The organism is Nostoc sp. NMS4 (assembly GCF_017115095.1).
GTDB lineage: Bacteria > Cyanobacteriota > Cyanobacteriia > Cyanobacteriales > Nostocaceae > Nostoc.
The window spans coordinates 1-17,657 of record NZ_JABXKI010000123.1; the positions used below are offsets into that span (position 1 = coordinate 1).

16 protein-coding genes and 1 pseudogene are annotated in these 17,657 nt (G+C 40.0%); 10 read left to right on the plus strand and 7 right to left on the minus strand.

The window, feature by feature from the left end; all coding sequences use genetic code 11:
• Window positions 1-153, plus strand: a pseudogene (locus tag HWQ37_RS09660) (1,4-dihydroxy-2-naphthoyl-CoA synthase); the annotation flags it as partial.
• Window positions 154-279: 126 nt separating this feature from the next.
• Here HWQ37_RS09660 and HWQ37_RS09665 read toward each other — a convergent pair.
• Together HWQ37_RS09665 and HWQ37_RS09670 are read right to left on the minus strand one after the other, a co-directional pair.
• Window positions 280-573: a hypothetical protein gene (locus HWQ37_RS09665; RefSeq protein WP_292746242.1), complete on the minus strand. Its 294-nt coding sequence runs from the start codon at window positions 571-573 to the stop codon at window positions 280-282.
• 427 nt (window positions 574-1,000) lie between these two features.
• Window positions 1,001-1,555 carry a DciA family protein gene (locus tag HWQ37_RS09670; RefSeq protein ID WP_292746244.1) on the minus strand — a complete coding sequence of 185 codons (555 nt, stop codon included), beginning with the start codon at window positions 1,553-1,555 and terminating at the stop codon, window positions 1,001-1,003.
• 191 nt (window positions 1,556-1,746) lie between these two features.
• Between HWQ37_RS09670 and HWQ37_RS09675 the strand changes: the two genes are divergently transcribed.
• From HWQ37_RS09675 to HWQ37_RS09705, 7 genes are all read left to right on the plus strand, one after another.
• A complete protein-coding gene (locus HWQ37_RS09675; RefSeq protein WP_292746246.1) occupies window positions 1,747-3,111 on the plus strand; it encodes a hypothetical protein in 1,365 nt (454 codons plus the stop codon).
• A 321-nt stretch (window positions 3,112-3,432) separates the two neighbouring features.
• Window positions 3,433-4,185, plus strand: coding sequence for a PspA/IM30 family protein (locus tag HWQ37_RS09680; protein WP_292746248.1), 753 nt, complete (start codon window positions 3,433-3,435; stop codon window positions 4,183-4,185).
• A 162-nt stretch (window positions 4,186-4,347) separates the two neighbouring features.
• On the plus strand, window positions 4,348-5,130 hold the full coding sequence (locus HWQ37_RS09685; RefSeq protein WP_292746250.1) for a PspA/IM30 family protein: 783 nt from the start codon (window positions 4,348-4,350) through the stop codon (window positions 5,128-5,130).
• A gap of 173 nt (window positions 5,131-5,303) precedes the next feature.
• Window positions 5,304-5,633, plus strand: coding sequence for a thioredoxin family protein (locus HWQ37_RS09690; RefSeq protein WP_292746252.1), 330 nt, complete (start codon window positions 5,304-5,306; stop codon window positions 5,631-5,633).
• Window positions 5,634-5,678: 45 nt separating this feature from the next.
• Window positions 5,679-6,911, plus strand: coding sequence for an LL-diaminopimelate aminotransferase (locus HWQ37_RS09695; RefSeq protein ID WP_292746254.1), 1,233 nt, complete (start codon window positions 5,679-5,681; stop codon window positions 6,909-6,911).
• Between the two features lie 411 nt (window positions 6,912-7,322).
• Window positions 7,323-9,032 carry an NF038130 family PEP-CTERM protein gene (locus HWQ37_RS09700; RefSeq protein ID WP_292746256.1) on the plus strand — a complete coding sequence of 570 codons (1,710 nt, stop codon included), beginning with the start codon at window positions 7,323-7,325 and terminating at the stop codon, window positions 9,030-9,032.
• Between the two features lie 1,151 nt (window positions 9,033-10,183).
• The gene (locus HWQ37_RS09705) at window positions 10,184-10,585 is read left to right on the plus strand and encodes a response regulator (protein WP_292746258.1); all 402 of its coding nucleotides are present in this window, start codon (window positions 10,184-10,186) and stop codon (window positions 10,583-10,585) included.
• A gap of 42 nt (window positions 10,586-10,627) precedes the next feature.
• On the opposite strand, the gene HWQ37_RS09710 is transcribed toward HWQ37_RS09705, so the two are convergent.
• The gene (locus tag HWQ37_RS09710) at window positions 10,628-10,807 is read right to left on the minus strand and encodes a hypothetical protein (RefSeq protein ID WP_179067654.1); all 180 of its coding nucleotides are present in this window, start codon (window positions 10,805-10,807) and stop codon (window positions 10,628-10,630) included.
• A gap of 586 nt (window positions 10,808-11,393) precedes the next feature.
• On the opposite strand from HWQ37_RS09710, the gene uvrC reads away from it, so the two are divergent.
• A complete protein-coding gene (gene uvrC / locus HWQ37_RS09715) occupies window positions 11,394-13,271 on the plus strand; it encodes an excinuclease ABC subunit UvrC (RefSeq protein ID WP_292746260.1) in 1,878 nt (625 codons plus the stop codon).
• Between the two features lie 16 nt (window positions 13,272-13,287).
• Here uvrC and HWQ37_RS09720 read toward each other — a convergent pair whose 3' ends face one another.
• The gene (locus tag HWQ37_RS09720) at window positions 13,288-14,397 is read right to left on the minus strand and encodes a DNA cytosine methyltransferase (RefSeq protein ID WP_292746262.1); all 1,110 of its coding nucleotides are present in this window, start codon (window positions 14,395-14,397) and stop codon (window positions 13,288-13,290) included.
• A 650-nt stretch (window positions 14,398-15,047) separates the two neighbouring features.
• On the opposite strand from HWQ37_RS09720, the gene HWQ37_RS09725 reads away from it, so the two are divergent.
• Complete coding sequence (locus tag HWQ37_RS09725) at window positions 15,048-15,227, plus strand: replication restart DNA helicase PriA (protein ID WP_251958925.1); 180 nt, start codon at window positions 15,048-15,050, stop codon at window positions 15,225-15,227.
• Window positions 15,228-15,410: 183 nt separating this feature from the next.
• Here the strand turns inward: HWQ37_RS09725 and HWQ37_RS09730 are convergent, their stop codons facing one another.
• From HWQ37_RS09730 to HWQ37_RS09740, 3 genes are all read right to left on the minus strand, one after another.
• A complete protein-coding gene (locus HWQ37_RS09730; RefSeq protein WP_292746266.1) occupies window positions 15,411-15,950 on the minus strand; it encodes a hypothetical protein in 540 nt (179 codons plus the stop codon).
• Window positions 15,951-16,011: 61 nt separating this feature from the next.
• Window positions 16,012-17,103 (minus strand): dual-specificity RNA methyltransferase RlmN, encoded by a 1,092-nt coding sequence (rlmN, locus tag HWQ37_RS09735; protein WP_292746268.1) that lies wholly within the window; start codon window positions 17,101-17,103, stop codon window positions 16,012-16,014.
• Window positions 17,104-17,182: 79 nt separating this feature from the next.
• A complete protein-coding gene (locus HWQ37_RS09740; RefSeq protein ID WP_273763732.1) occupies window positions 17,183-17,536 on the minus strand; it encodes a phenylpyruvate tautomerase MIF-related protein in 354 nt (117 codons plus the stop codon).
• Window positions 17,537-17,657 lie beyond the last annotated feature (121 nt).

The window sequence follows — 17,657 nt, forward strand, 5'->3', positions numbered from 1 at the left end:
TTCAACGCTGATTGTGACGGACAAGCTGGTTTACAAGAACTCGCTGGCAATGCCACCCTACTTTATTACATGACAGAAGAAGGATCTGAGGGCAAACAAGCCTTTCTCGAAAAGCGGCCACCAGATTTTCGCTCTTTTCCTTGGCTACCTTAGAATTGCAAAAATCGCATCTCACTAAGGGTGCGATTTTTGTAGATATCAACTTTTACACCACTAAAAATCTTAAAAACAAATCTTATTTTAAGTAGACTACAAACTCAGTCCAGTAATAATGGATGACTAAATAACCACTGCTTTAGTCTTTACCTGTTCTTCTATAGGGGCAAGAGCAGCATTGTCTAAATCTGAAGCTAGAGATTGACAAGATGTTAAAACTGGAGTTGCATCTGGTAAAACCCAAGCATCTTCTAAGGTTTCCCAAGAAGGTGCAAAAGGTGGAAGCGCCAAAGAGCAAGCTTTCCAAGTTGCTTGAACTGGTGCGCCCAACTGCTGGCACGTTCCACCACGGCGACCTTCTGGCTGGTAATGACGGCAATATCTACAGGCAGATGCTAAAACTTTAATAGGTTTCATTTGGATTTATCTTTAGTGTCGTTTCTGGCTGAATTTCACCTTTATATTCTGCTTCTATATATAAAGACGGAGAAAAGCCAAAAAGTCATTATTTTCTATAGGTTTCAGCGATCCCAAGGAAAAAATAAACTTCAGGATGTTTTTATAATCTTGTTATATATTTAAATAATTAGTAGAGCAGTTACATATAGATTTAGTCTAAAACTTATTAGGGATCAAGAATAAAACCAAAGTTTTTGATTTATCCAGCTTTTTAACTTCCTCCTTAAGGATGGTTTAAGGTATAGAATTCCAGATACATATTCTGCTTTAAATATCACATTCGGCAGATTTTAGTGGCAAACTATAGTTTTTCTCAAGAATCACAAAGATTTGATGTGATGGCAGCAAGTTTGTTTAGGATAAATTCTGCTTAAGGAATAATCGCTCAACTATTTTGCTTGGAAAAGTGTTTAGCAGCACAGACAGAACAGACTTCCCAGCGTTGGAGTTCACCGGGAGGGGTGGGAGATTGACACTGGGGACAAAGGGGTAAGCCATGCGATCGCGATCGCACAATCTTCGTCCAATTTCCAAAAGCCCCATTCACATCCTTAGTACTTGTAACATCAGGGCGGTTAATCTCATCACCAAGGTAACTAGGATGCTCATGGGGCGAAACCGTTTGTTGCTGTTTTCTCTCCACCGTCGCATTCTGCCAGCCAGCTGTAGAGAAGCGAATATCAACCAAAGGCGTTGGTAACTTTTTATTCAACTTTAAAAGTAGAGATGTGCGACCAAAAGTCAAGTTTTGCGCCCAAGCAGCACTAGAAACTGCTACCGACAAAACATCACGCTGAATCGATAATGGTCGAGTATTGACGGCAACCACTGGCCCAACAACTTCTGCCCAACACTTGAGCAAGCGTTGAAATGGTTGCTCCTGCCATTTGGCCTGCTTTTCCAGAATTCCTAAAATATCATTAATTGATTTCAACGACATTATTCAAAATGAGGATGAGGGGGATGAGGGGGATGAGGAAGCAGGGGAAGCAGGGGAAGAAGAACTATTGATCAATTCCCAATGCCCAATGCCCAATGCCTAATCTATCTATTTAAATAATTTTCGCTACTATTGTCACAAAATATATCTAAAAGTTGATTCCAGTAATCTACGTTTGAGACACAAAGGAAATGACTCAAAACCCCCTGAACGACTCCGCTAATCATCTATCATCTAAAACACCTGGGTTGAAACCAGTATTAGCAGCAGCACTAGCGAGTTTAGAAGTGCCGCTAGATCAAGAGTTAGCTCGATACCGACGCACGCGAACTAGTTTGGTGTCATCGAATCAGTCCCGTGTTGCAAGTTACATGAGCGCTCAATCCCAACCGTTAACTGCCATTCCGACAATATCGGGTGCAACTCAGTCATCAGTAACAGAAATTAAAACCAACGTACCGCCTGTATCTGTACCTGTGAATTATCAGAGAACCCCTGCACCAGCTACGGCAAAAATTGATGTACCACCCGCATCTGTAGTTGTGAATCCTGAGATAAATCCAGCGCCAGCTACGGCAAAAACTGAGGAACTAAATAATCTTAATGTACCCTCTACCTCCAATTCTGCTAAAACACAAACTCAACTTCCACCACCCCCACCCAACTTTAGTAGCAGCATCGTGCCAGCGATCGTTAAAAATACTAAAAGTGAAAATCACTTGCAGTCAGATGATAGCCCTAAGCACCCAGATGACTATTTAGAATCTAGTGAAGCACTGCTGCGAAGTCTGGCAGAAGAACAACCAGAAACCAAGAAAGCAAGCAATTCTAGCGACAGTCTGCTATCACCTTTGGGTATTGGCTCCATGTTGCTGCTGTTGGTGGCGAGTCTTACCTTGGGTTATGTAGTCTTTAATCCCAAAAGCTTGCCACAATTGAATTTAGGCAAGTTGTTTAACGGCAACTCGTCTCCCGCACCAGAAAATACTGAGGAAGTTGGGAGTAATGTCCAATCTCAAACCCAGCCACCAAGCACATCTATACCCAAATATCCCAATCTAGCTACTGAAGAGTTTCCTGAAGTCAGAAACCCCAATGATGTAGTTGGCTTAAAACCCAAAGTCCAACCAATTCCCCCAGTAGTGCCTAATCCAGTTGTTCCCCAAAACCCCGCAAATTCTCAAGCACCATTGCCTTATCCCAATACAGCCTTAAAACCGACCAATCCGATCGCTTTAGCACCAGTACCGCCGCTACAATCCTTACCTCCCCTGAATTTACCTCCCACTTCACCAACAAAAACCTCGCCCAAGGCAATTGCAACCTCACCAAAGCCAGATGCAGAAATCAAACCAGGAACAGATGGTTTTTATCATGTAGTGATAGATAATAAAGGAGCAGCTTTTGCTGAAGCACGGCAAGTAATTCCTGATGCTTATTTATCGCTCAACAAAGAATTGATTTATCTGGGTGCTTTTAAAACTAAAGAGCAAGTAAAACAACAGATGAAACTGTTAGAAGCGAGGGGAATCAAGGCACGAGTTCAGCAGCCATGAATTGCAAAAATCTACGATACCATGAGATCACAATCCTAAGTCAATTGAGTGCTGAGTAGGGAGTGGTGAGTGGTAGCGGGGCATTTAGCCCGTGCTGAGTGGTAGAGACAAAATATTGTTTGTTTACGAACCCACAACAAAAAATATTATACTCAAAACTTTAATTAGGCACTCAGTACTCCATAACTACCCTATGACAAAAAATATTATACTCAGCACTCTTAATTCCTAACTCAGCACTCAGCACGGGCTAAACCTTAGCTATCCGCTAACAGCACTCAAAACTCAGCACTCAGAACTGGATTTCGTTGGAGAGCCGACATGGAATTAATCAAGCGTATCGTGCGGGTGATTCGCGCTAATGTCAATAGTTTGATCGGTGGTGCAGAAGATCCAGAAAAGATTTTGGAGCAAGCTGTCTTGGAGATGCAGGAAAATCTGGTGCAATTGCGGCAGGGTGTAGCACAAGCGATCGCTACCCAAAAACGCACTGAACGACAGGCAGCAGCTGCCCAATCTCAAACGGAAGAATGGTATCGTCGCGCTCAATTGGCCTTGCAACAAGGCAACGAATCTCTAGCACGCGAAGCTTTGACTAAGCGCCAAGCCTATAAAGAAACCACTACAGCCCTCTTTTCGCAGATAGAGCAGCAAAACGAGATAGTCGCTAGGCTAAAAAAGGATATGCGATCGCTAGAGTTAAAAATTGCCGAAGCGAAAACAAAAAAAGATATGTATATTGCCCGCGCCCGTTCTGCTGAAGCGTCTTATCGTCTCCAAGAAATGCTCGGCACAGTTTCTACCACCAGTAGTCTGAGTGCTTTTGAGCGGATGGAAGAAAAAGTTTTGCAGATAGAAGCTCAATCAGAAGCCATAGCTCAACTTAGTAGCGACGACTTGGAAACACAATTTACTTCTTTGGAATCTAATGATGTAGATACCGAATTGGCAGCGATGAAGCTACAGGTTTTCCAGCAGTCAGAAAACACACAGCCCAAAAGTCTCCTAACTGAGGAGAGCCAAAAGACAACGCAGCCACCCCAACAGCAGTTACCCAAAACTCAGGATTCTTGAAGTTCGACTAATTACCCCAGTTTGGCGATATCTTAACAATTAAGAGTTGTTAGGAGGTACTGATTCAAACTAGAAAGATTACATTGAAATAGGTAGCTATAAAAAAGTAAAAAAGCTAACTGTCCAAGAAAAAGCGTAAATCACACAAGGAAAAACAAAGTTATGGGATTATTCGATCGCATTAAGCGCGTAGTTAGTTCTAACCTCAACGACCTGGTTAACAAAGCCGAAGACCCCGAAAAAATGCTAGAGCAAGCCATCCTGGAAATGCAGGAAGACTTGGTACAGCTGCGTCAGGGAGTAGCCCAAGCGATCGCCGCCCAAAAACGCAGTGAGAAACAGTATAATGATGCCCAAAATGAAATCAATAAGTGGCAACGCAATGCCCAATTAGCGCTACAAAAAGGTGATGAAAACTTAGCACGACAAGCTCTAGAGCGGAAAAAAACCTATACTGATACCAGCACAGCCCTCAAAGCTAGTTTAGATACCCAAAGCACCCAAGTTGAAACCCTCAAGCGCAACTTAATCCAGCTGGAAAGCAAGATTTCTGAGGCTAAGACCAAGAAAGAAATGCTCAGAGCGAGAATCACCACTGCCAAAGCCCAAGAGCAACTCCAAAATATGGTGAGTGGGATGAATACCAGCAGTGCAATGTCTGCCTTTGAGCGGATGGAAGAAAAGGTTTTGATGCAAGAAGCCCGCGCCCAGTCAGCAGGAGAGCTAGCAGGTGCTGATTTAGAAAGCCAATTTGCCCGATTGGAAGGTAGTAGCGATGTTGATGATGAATTGGCAGCTTTGAAAGCCCAAATGTTACCACCCGCCGCTCCCCAAAATCAAGCCCAACTGCCACCGCAACAAGAAACCACTGCTCCTAATCCTAAATCTAATGAAGTGGTTGATGCCGAGTTGGCTTCTTTACGCGACCAATTGGATAAATTGTAAAATTGGCAGAAAACTTATTTAAGATAGTCCCACACCCGTTGGCTGTGGGATTTTACGTCATTAGTCAATAGTCAAAAATCCTAATAACTATGAATTATTGACTATGGACTATTGACGACTTTGGGATAAAGTATTGTGTGTGCCAACTTTGATCGCCCCTGATGGAGACTGCAATGAGTAAGGCTGTAATCACCATAACCGATGCTGAGTTTGAAACCGAAGTGTTAAAAGCCGAGCAGCCTGTATTAGTTTATTTTTGGGCTTCCTGGTGTGGGCCTTGTCAATTAATGTCGCCCCTGATTAACTCAGCTGCTACCGAATATAGCGATCGCCTCAAAGTCGTGAAAATGGAAATCGACCCCAACCCACTCACTGTTAAGCAGTACCAAGTGGAAGGTGTACCCGCCCTTAGACTATTTCAAGGTCAAGAAGTTTTGATATCCACCGAGGGAGTCATCGGCAAAGATAAATTACTCGAACTCTTAGATACGCACTTAAATTAGTCATTAGTCATTAGCAAATAATCAAAGACAAAGAACAAAGGACAAATGACTAACATACAGTTTGCCAAACGTTTAGAACCCCTACAATCGAATGTATTTGCTGATATGGACAGAGCCAAGGCAGTCGCTTTGGCTGCTGGACGGGAGGTAATTGATTTGTCCTTGGGGTCTTCTGATTTGCCAGCCGAAGCCCATGTTATTGAGGCGATCGCCCAGTCTCTTAGCGATCGCAGTACCCACGGCTATCTGTTATTTAACGGTACCCAAGGATTTCGTGAAGCTGCGGCCAACTGGTACGAACAAAAATTTGGCATCAAAGTCGATCCTCAAACTGAGGTACTACCTCTAATTGGTTCTCAAGAAGGTACAGCCCATTTACCCCTAGCAATACTCAACCCAGGAGATTTTGCCCTGTTGCTCGATCCAGGTTATCCCTCCCATGCGGGAGGAGTCTACCTAGCCAGTGGTCAAATCTACCCAATGCCAATACTGGCAGAAAACGGTTTTTTACCAGTTTTTGCTGATATTCCTGCCCCAGTCTTAGCCCAGTCGCGGATGATGGTCTTAAGTTATCCTCATAATCCCACTGCTGCGATCGCACCTTTATCTTTCTTCCAAGAAGCTGTCGCCTTCTGTCAACAACACAATCTCGTCCTGGTTCACGATTTCCCCTACGTAGATTTGGTATTTGGGGAAACTGGGGATTGGATCAATTCTTTTCCCAATTCAAAATCCAAAATCCAAAATCCAAAATCCTTAGTCCCTTCAATTCTGCAAGCCGATCCAGAGAAAAGTGTCTCAATTGAATTTTTCACCCTTTCCAAATCCTATAATATGGGCGGCTTCCGTATTGGCTATGCCATTGGTAATGCCCAGTTAATTAAAGCCTTACGCCAGGTAAAAGCCGCCGTTGATTTTAATCAGTATCGGGGAATTTTGAATGGTGCGATCGCTGCCCTAACTGGCCCCCAAGCTGGCGTAAAATCTGCTGTCCACACCTTCCAGGGGCGGCGTGATGCTTTCATCACTGCTTTACACCGCATTGGCTGGAATGTTCCCACTCCCCAAGCCACAATGTACATCTGGGCAAAATTGCCTTCACATTGGAGTGAAAACTCCATAGAATTTTGTACCCAGCTAGTCAAACAAACTGGTGTAGCAGCTTCTCCCGGTGCTGGCTTTGGCAAATCTGGAGAAGGGTATGTCCGTTTTGCCTTGGTGCATGAGCCACCTTTATTAGAAATTGCTGTAGAAAGAATGGCTGAGTTTCTTCATTAAATTTATTCTCAAGCTAAACGCCAAGGATTTTTGGCGGTAAAATCTACCAATCAAACACCCGCTAGGGGTGCATATTTGTGCATCCCTACTAATTACCGTATTGTACTGAACTTAAAAATATTGCATTGTATTTTTTGGGACTATAAAATTTGACTAAAATACGTAATTAAACGTATATAACTATCAAAACATTCTTCATCTTTTTATTGATAATCAGCAGTAACTTTACCCAATCAGGTCTCTCTATTACTTAAACTGGGTTTGTACGCTCAGATACCAAAGACGGCTAAAAAATACAGGTCGTGCTTTTAAGCAACCGTATTGCCAAAAAGCCTGTGGTCAAGACAGCCCAAGCCTAAAAACGGCACTAGTTTAAAACTTAACTTCCAAACTGACAGAGACTTGAAAACAATGAAAATGACTTTTCAGAAACTTGTAATTGGTGCCTCAATGGCTATTGGTGTGAGCGGTCTTGCCACTGCCCCAGCACACGCTACATCCTTTGACTTCAATAATACAGGAGAAATTAACACTTACACTGGTGGCTCAAATGGTACCTTCATTAACGGGAATGCAAAAGGTGGTACTAAATCTGCCATCAAAGCTTTGACAGATAACGACCCCAGTTCTAACGTCGAGCTTTGGTATAGTAGCGAAACCCCAGGTTCTAATGTTGGCTTCACCGCCACAAAAGGAAACTATAAAGCCACCGTTAGTAGTGTCACTGCTGATGACTGGAATAGTTTTGGTTCGCAATGGCTAGGCGATTTATTGAGTAGCTACACACCATTTCAATCAGTTTGGAACGGGTTTTCAGCCGACAGCAAATCACTAGTAACTAGTTATTTTCCTTCCTTGGGAATGGGAGATCCTAACATTGGTGGTTTCCAATTCGGTCAAAATGGCGGTGTGGAACTGAAGTTAGTTGGTCACTTGGATGTAAAGACTAAACTTGCAACAACTATTTCTACTAAGGTTGATGAAAAGTGGAATGCAATTAAATCACAGTTTCCTCAACAAACAACTCAACCAACCCTTTCACAACTTGAAAGTTCAATTCCACAACTACAAACACAGCTGAACGCAATTCCAGCACAGATTACCACACTGCAAACAAAACTGGATGCAATTCCAGCACAGATTACCACACTGCAAACAAAACTGGATGCAATTCCCGGACAAAATGCACCACTGCAAAAACAACTGGACACAACTATCGCACAAATTGCACCACTGCAAACACAACTAGACACAACTAGCGCACAAATTGCACCACTGCAAAAACAACTGGACACAACTATCGCACAAATTGCACCACTGCAAACACAACTGGACACAACTATCGCACAAATTGCACCACTGCAAAAACAACTGGATACAACTCTCGCACAAATTGCATCACTGCAAAAACAACTGGATGCAACTCCTAACACTTCAGCCAATGCAGTAAAAAGGCAAACACTGACGAATCAAATCACTCAACTGAATACCACTAAAACTCAACTTACGGGTCAAATCACTCCACTAAATACCACCAAAACTCAACTGACGAATCAAATCACTCCACTAAATACCATCAAAACTCAACTGACGAGTCAAATCTCTCAACTGAATACCACTAAAACTCAACTTACGGGTCAAATCTCTCAACTGAATACCACTAAAACTCAACTTACGGGTCAAATCTCTCAACTGAATACCACTAAAACTCAACTGTCGGGTCAAATCTCTCAACTAAATACCACCAAAACTCAACTGTCGGGTCAAATTACTGACTTGAATACTCTCAAAAATCAGCTACCAGGTCAAATCTCTCAACTCACATCATTTAAAGATGTACTGACTCTACAAGCTACATTAAAGGACTATAAAGGTGAAATTGGAGCTAGTGAAATTGCCAAGGTAGTTACTGGTGGTCAAACTTACTATGCCTATAGCTTTAACCCCACTGCATCCGGTATTACTGCTTCTGATGATGGTGTATCTTACAGTGGAATTTATACTTGGACGACACCTAAATATGTCCCTCAGTCAGTACCAGAACCCTCAGTAGTATTTGGTATTTTAGGTGTTGCTGGTATCTTTGTTACACAACGCAAGTTAAAAAAAGTCTCTGGTTGAAACTCCGGTTTCCATTCCAAAAAATAAGTAAAGGAGCAAAATTGCTCCTTTTTTTTATAAACTCTTAACATTTTTGATCTATTACAGCCATAGTGCAGATATGTTAGGGCGGCGTTGATTACTCAAAGCATTGAAGCAACTGGGTTTATAGTCAGCACTGGCTCAACCCTAAGCATCAGTAATGCTTGGTTTGCAGGGTATTGCTGGCATTTTTATAACGCAACGCAAATTTAAAGAAGCATCTATTAAAATTGCGGCTTCAAAACTACAAATAACTAAGGGATCTGTTAGGGACTTGCAATTAAATAATGTACCGATATAGCAATCAGGTTTTACTGTTTTATGATGGATTCAGGGTTTTCAACTGGTACTTTATTTTGGCGCGAGTCCCTTAGCTCCCCAGGGCGAACGCATCTAAATTTTACAAAAATATATTGACAAAAAACTGAACTCATGTAGTCAATCAAAGAATCGGATTTATAGCGATCGCATCTTTCTTATGTAAGTAGAAACTAGTAATAATCGAGACTTAGTACTAAGTCAATAAGCTATGCTTAATGCGATTATTTAAGAATTTATTGATAATAGACTGCTCTTATTGACAAGATGCGTTCGCCCTGCTTAGCTCCCTTTTTTGATGAATAATTCCTTGCAGCTGTAAGATAGTTTAATCTTCTAGGTTATACTATTTCTAAAAATACTTGCAATAAATGAATCGGTTGCAAGATTTTGCATCTGTATGCCCCTACCAAGATGACTTGTTTGTAATATGGATTTCGTACAGTTGTATTACTTATCCTTATATCCAGATGAAAGCTGTTGTAGGAAGGACAATTACCATAATTTTAGTCATAGTATTACTTAAGTAGTTTTACTTATAAAACTTTGGTGATTCAATTTCTCAAAATAGATATTAATTGAATACTCTAAATTATAAAAAATTCGTAAAAAAAAGCTTAAATTCTGATTTCATTATATTTAATGATACTATCATTGAAGTATTGTAATGCAGCTAAATTTAATTTGTTCAGATATTTTATTACATTATATAAGTAAAATTTCTATTTGTTTGATTATTTAAATTCACTACTGTTTTAGTTTATGGTAATAATTGTTGGGTTTTAATTAAGATAATTAGATAATAGGTAGCAATGACAGTACAATTACTCAATATAGATCAGCCATTGCAGTCACATAAAGTTAGACGAATTTTACTAGTTGAAGACCATTACCTCAATCGAATGTTACTTAGTGACTATCTAAGTTACTGTGGGTACGAAGTCCAAAGTTTATCAGAAGGCTCTACTTTTTTCTCAACCATAGAGAAATTCAAGCCAGATTTAATGTTGTTGGACTTAAAATTACCAGATATTGACGGTTTTTCACTCTTAAAACAAGTCCAGGAACAACCTGATTTGTCAAAAATACCGATCATTGTGGTTTCAGCCTTTGCTTTTAAAGCAGATCAAGAGCTAGCTCTGAGTTTGGGTGCACGTAGCTATTTTGTCAAACCTTTAAAACTTAAGGATCTTATCCTTGCAATTGAAGAATAGTTTACTTGTCGCCACAGATAAACTTTTTTGCTAGGTGTGTATTTATTCCGCTTTTTGGTCAGCAATAAACTCTTCAACGCGCTCGCTAAGAGTTTGTACAGAACTGCCAATTGTTGAAATTTTCTGTTGTACTTGTGCCAATAACAGAACTGCTGTTTGCAATTCATTGAGAGTTTCAGCCATAGCCTCACGATACTGGACTTCAAAATCTTGTAAATTCATGGTTTAGGTCTCGTCTGAAATCATCAGAATAACTATATTATCAATCATAATCGTAAATTTAACTGACTAAATCCGTTAATTCGCTTAATGTTATAAGTTCAATAAATAAACATAAATAATGTCAGCAAATTAAGATTTTATCTGATGTTTATACAAGCAATATATAAGTATATTACTTACTAATAACAAAGGATTATCATCTAATCTAAAATATAAAGTTTCGGATTAAAAATGTTAATTATAGATTGAAAACGCAAAGTTTTTATTCTGACACTAGCAGTCAATGACTAAGTTCGCAGTGAGACAAACTCTCGTGTGTTCCAAAGTTCTGATGATTGTAGTAAGTTTTTTAGACAGCCTCTAGCTTGGAAGCTAACGCACCTCCTGGAGAAGCCGAAGAAGTATCTACAGCTTCCTGACTTGAGGTACTGAGTTAGAAGTTATTATTCTCCTTCAATCCTCTTTCATCTGTTGTGGTGTGTACCACTGATGACGGCTACTTTATATTTACTTGATAAATAATTTGTTAAATCGGCACAAAAAAACAATTTTTCTTAAAATAGAGAAAGATTACCTAATTTTGGTTGTGACAATATCTACTCAAATATTACCACTGGTTAAAGAGCCAGAACGACTAGAAAACCGTCTAGCCGAAATTCCACCGGAACCGGGGGTTTATTTCATGCGGGACGGGAGCGATCGCATTATATATATAGGTAAATCACGTAAGTTGCGATCGCGTGTCCGTTCCTATTTCCGGGATGGCTACAACAAGAGCGAACGTATCGCCACGATGGTCAAGTTGGTGACAGAAATTGAATTCATCGTCACTGATACTGAAGCCGAAGCTTTAGCGCTAGAAGCCAATTTGATCAAGCAGCACCAGCCATACTTCAACGTGCTGCTCAAAGATGATAAAAAATATCCCTATCTCTGCATTACTTGGTCAGAAGATTATCCGCGAATTTTTATTACCCGTAAACGCCAATTCGGGAAGGAAAAGGATAAATTTTATGGACCTTATACTGATGCTGGTTTATTACGAGAAATTGTCCGCATCTGTAAGCGGATCTTTCCCCAGCGACAACGACCTCAACCACTTTTTAAAGACCGTCCTTGCTTGAATTTTGATTTAGGGCGTTGTCCTGGTGTGTGTCAACAGCTGATTTCACCAGAAGAATATCGCAAAATTGTGCAAAAAATCGCAATGGTTTTTCAAGGTCGAACTCAGGAACTAATTGATATTTTGACCCAACAGATGAACGCAGCTGCTGAGAACTTGAACTTTGAGTCAGCAGCACGGATTCGCGATCAAATTTCTGGGTTAAAGTCGCTGACAGCCGACCAAAAAGTAGCCTTACCAGATGATACAGTTTCACGGGATGCGATCGCACTGGCAGCCGATGAAGAACACGCCTGTATTCAATTATTCCAGATTCGCGCTGGTCAATTGGTAGGACGTTTAGCTTTTGTGGCTGATGCTCATGCAGAACCAGGAGCTATTTTACAACGAGCTTTAGAGGAACATTACCAAACTGCCGACTCCGTGGAAATACCTTTAGAAATTTTGGTACAGCATGATTTACCAGATGGCGAGATATTGGCGGATGTCTTAACTCAACGTAAAGGTAAAAAAGTCACAATCTTAACTCCTTTGCGGCAAACTAAGGCAGAATTAATTGAGATGGTAGAGCGAAATGCTCAGTATGAATTGCAAAGAATGCAGAAATTTGGCGATCGCAATCACCAAGCAATGCAAGATTTAGCCGCCATTCTCGATTTACCAGATGTACCCCACCGCATCGAAGGTTATGACATTTCCCATATTCAAGGGTCAAATGCTGTCGCTTCGCAAGTCGTGTTTATCGATGGATTACCAGCCAAGCAACATTATCGCCACTACAAAATTAAAAATCCCACGGTGACGGCGGGACATTCAGATGATTTTGCTAGTCTTGCTGAAGTTATTGGGCGACGCTTCCGCAAGTATGGGGAAGATCCACAACTAGCACGTTTGGGTAATCCAGATTGGCCTGATTTAATTATGATTGATGGCGGTAAAGGTCAGCTATCATCGGTTATCGCCGTTTTGCAAGAGATGAATTTATTGGAAGACTTGCGAGTTGTGAGTTTAGCGAAGCAGCGAGAAGAGATTTTTTTACCAGGAGAATCTAAACCTTTGACAACTGATGCAGAACAACCAGGGGTGCAGTTGTTGCGGCGGTTGCGAGATGAAGCGCATCGGTTTGCAGTCAGTTTCCATCGTCAGCAACGTAGTGATAAATTAAAGCGATCGCGTTTAGATGAAATTCCTGGTTTAGGACATCATCGACAAAAGCAGCTACTAGGACATTTTCGCTCAGTTGACTATATTCGGCAAGCGACACCCACACAACTAGCTGAAGTAGCAGGAATTGGACCGCGTTTGGCTCAAGAAATTTACAATTATTTTCATCCTGCTTGAAGAATCATGGTTTATTTCATTGCTCAATCATTAATCTACCTAAAATTTCATTCCATTTCTCCTTATGAATTTTTTGTATTTCATTATCAGACTCTATTAATTTAGAATTATTACTTATTTCACCAGCCATATCTTGATCTAAAAAAACTTGTTTCTTAATTTGATTAGCAAGTTCATACATTACTGGGATAGAAACTGAATTACCTATTTGCTTATAACACTCTGATAAATTACTATGGGTTTTGAAATTATCAGGAAACCCCATGATTTTATAGCACTCTCTAATCGTTAGCTTCCGAACTGAATTTTTTTCTGGTATGTAAATAAAAAATCTACCGGAAGTTTCTTGAGAAGGTATTGTTGGATGCACCCCTTCTATAGAATAGATTCTATTTGGTTGATGATGAACCCTAGATAAATGTTCTGTATTTGGCCTAATACCTGTTTTCCAAATACTTTTATTACGATATCCTACAAAAATCAGACCAGATATTTGCTGTTTTGGATTATCTATCATTGTGTATTCTTGAGGATTTAAGTATTCAAATTCTCCGGAAGTACACAAAAATTCTCTAAGGTTAGGAAACGGATAAGTTTTTTTGAGTAGTCCAAAATCAAATTTTCTGTTTTTTGTAGCAACAAATACTACTCTTTCTCTATTTTGTGGTAAGCCAAAATCTTTAGAGTTAAGTATCTCGTAATTAACTACATAACCCATATCTTCCAAAGAATATAAGATTACTTCTAATGTTCTACCTTGATCATGATGTAATATATGTTTAACATTTTCAAGGATAACTACAGGAGGACTAATATGCTCAATGATTTCGCAAATATGAAAAAATAAAGTTCCTCTAGTATCGTGAAACCCTTTTTTTCGTCCACAAATACTAAAAGGTTGACAAGGAAAACCAGCTGTCAACACATCAAAATAAGGAAGATTTTGGATATCAATTTTTCTGATGTCATGTACAGGTGTGTCTCCAAAATTATTAGAATAAACCTGTTGGCAAGCTTCGTTAATCTCACAGGAAAATACACACTTATAGTTGGCTTTTTCAAAAGCCAGTCTAAAACCTCCAATACCTGCAAATAAATCAGCAAATTTTAGGTTTAATTCCTCCATAAAGATTATTAAAATATTTCCTTAGACAGATGAGTTAAATATTATAGCAGAATATAAGAATTTTCTAATATTGTTAATTTGAAGTCCTTAACTATATTTAAGATGACTCAATACGAAATGCTGCGCGTAGCTTGAGGAGTACGCGGACTTGCTACGGCTGCGTTATCTGCCACTAGTACAGAATACTCTTCTTGTATTCTGACTCCTGAATTCTATTTGTTAAATTATCCACTAGAATTTCATCTCATAAATCTTGTCGGCAAATATTAACTAAATCTGAAGATAGGGATTTTGTAACTAAAGATACAGTATTTTATTGGTTTTCATTTTTGAATACAAGAACGGCTTTTTTTGTAGTCGGCTGAAATGACTATAAACAAAGCTCTCTCAAGGAATTAGTCATAGGGATCAGTAAATATCTAAGCATCATTTAATTAAAAAATAATTTATGTATCTAAAGTAGGAGAGTTAAATCACTTAAATTCTAGGATAATACACACAGATAGCTAAAAGTTTTAAAACTTGAAATTTTGTTTAAAATAATCAGCCAATATTTAGAGGTTGTTTGTTAAGTTGGGTGAACCAGAATTTTTCCTGGTTTAACGTGCAGTTCTACTAAGTAAAAAATAATTACAACCAGGAGTTTTAAAATGCAGACAGTCCAAAAGATTTACTGCCCGAATTGTGGTAGTCATGCCGAGCGTTATTATATTTCTGATAGTCAATTAACTCGGACACAATGCCCAAGTTGTGACTACTTGATGATTAGTTGTACTCGCACGGGCAAAGTCATTGAAGCTTATGCCCCAGGAATTCTTGCACACCGCTAGATAATACAGCAGAATTCAGAATTAAGGAGTCAGAATTCAGAAGTAAAACAGGCTTTATACCTGGGTTTGATACGAATCGTTGTGTACTTCACTTTCCTTGAAATCTGCTGTAAGAATTAAAAATTGGAGAATGTTTTCTCTAATTTTTAATCATAAAGTTATTTATCACAGATTTTGAACAATTCAAAGTTTATCTTTCTGTTCTCTGAGTTCCTGCTGTCGTCTCTGTTCTTGTAATCTGAATTCTTGCTGTTGTCTAATTTGTTGATCTTGTCTGAGTTGTTGATCTTGTATTCTCAATTGTTGCTGTCGTGTAAATTCTTGCTGTTGTAGTCTTGTTTCTTGTTGTTGTAGTCTAAATTGTTGCTGACGTATTAATTCTTGCCGTTGTCGTGTAAATTCTTGCTGTTGTATTTGTTGTTGTTGTGGTTGTTGAAGGTTTTGGCGTAGCCATGTTTCCTTCAATTGTTCTTGTGTTTGCTGACTTCGTTCCTCTTGTTGTTGTCTCATTCTTTCTTGAAAGGACTCAGGTTGTTGAGGAATCGGTTGAATTATTTGTCCATAAGCAGGAGAATTCATTGGCAAAGTTTTTGCAAGAACAATTGCTAGTAGCCATAGTTTAAGCGTCAATGAGCGATTCAACATATAGTTTTTGTTATCGGTTGGGTTGAGCGATCGCTTAACCTTAATATAACAATTTCTACTGCCGCCTTCTTGTAGCAATTGCGATTAATGTGCAAATATCTGAAGATTAAAGTAATTAAATTTACTGACTGCAACAGATTTAATTCTTACTTGCTCTTAGTTGTCCGCAAGCCGCATCAGCTTCTAAACCACGAGAATAACGCACACTAACAGCAGTATTTTGCTGCTTAAGGATGTTGACAAATGCTTGAATGCGATCGCGGTTAGGGCGTTTGTAGTCTACTTCTTGGATGGGGTTGTAAGGAATCAAATTCACATGACATTGAAATCCTCGCATACATTTTGAAAGTTCTAATGCGTGTTCTGGTAAATCATTAACACCAGCCAGGAGAACATATTCAAAGGTAACGCGCCGTCCAGTGATTTCTATATATTCTCGACATTCAGCCAGTAAATCTTCTAGAGGATAGGCGCGGGCGCTGGGGATGAGTTTTTCGCGTAGTGCTTGGTTGGGTGCGTGGAGACTGACAGCGAGAGTAATTTGCAAATTATTTTGGGCGAACTGACGGATGCGATCGCGAATTCCCACTGTAGAAACTGTAAGCGATCGCTGCCCAATACCGACATCTTGATTCAGGGATTTTAGGGCTGCTAAGACATTCTCAGTATTCAACAACGGTTCACCCAGTCCCATAAACACCACATTGCTAACCCGTTGCTGAAAATCTTCTTGTACAGTTAACACCTGATCGACAATTTCGTGTCGTGCTAGGTTGCGTTTGAAGCCTCCCTTACCAGTAGCGCAGAAATCACACGCCATTGGACAACCCACCTGAGTAGAGACGCAAACTGTCAAACGGGCTTTTGGGCCTTCTCCCCTTTCTGCAAAGGTGGGGATACCTACAGTTTCAATAATCTGCCCATCTGTTAATCGTAAAAGATATTTGATTGTACCATCGGGAGCCTCAGAGCGGTAATGTAAAATCGAGCGCCCAATGGGGATTTCTGCTACTTCTTTCCGCCATTGCTTGGAGAAGACAGAAATATCAGCTAGCGATCGCACGCCCTTATCATAGATCCATTCATGCAGTTGCTTTCCTCTGTAAGCAGGTTGTCCTTGTTGCTGCACCCAAGTGCTTAACTCCGCCAGAGAAGCGCCTAGAAGGGGAGGGAGTAATTCTGATTTTTCTGAGTTAAAGTCAACCTGAGATACAAGAGGCGTAGCAGACATAAAAAAATCACGAGTTGATATTGGATCTCTATCCTACACCTGCTAGATCGAGTTAGTCTTGATTAAAGAAGACGGGGAATTAGCCAAAAGTTGTACCGTTCCAGCCCCACATTGCACCCTTAGCGTCAGCAAACTCGATGTAAATGCGATTTTTCGGCACACCTAGAGTTTGGTTAATCTGCTGGCAAAAATCTTGACTCATTGCTGCGGTTTGATCTGGCTTCATCGTGCCAATGCTCTTAATCTCAATGTAGCAAACCGGGTCTGTATTCCCTGCAAAAGTCATAGGAATTCCTGGTTCAAAAGCAGTCATTACATAGGATTCTGGTTTTCCCAAATGTTTCGCTAACTTGGCGGATAGATTTAAAAGCATCGACTCAATTTCAGCTTTTTGAGGAGCAGACGCAGAAGTTTGCACTTTAATTAAAGGCATAGTATCGAATTGGAATTTTGGATTTTATTACATTGTTAAGTTTACCGAACCGCAGAGGGAATAGGGAGATGAGGGAGCAATCAATTCAAAATTCAAAATTCAAAATTCAAAATTCAAAATT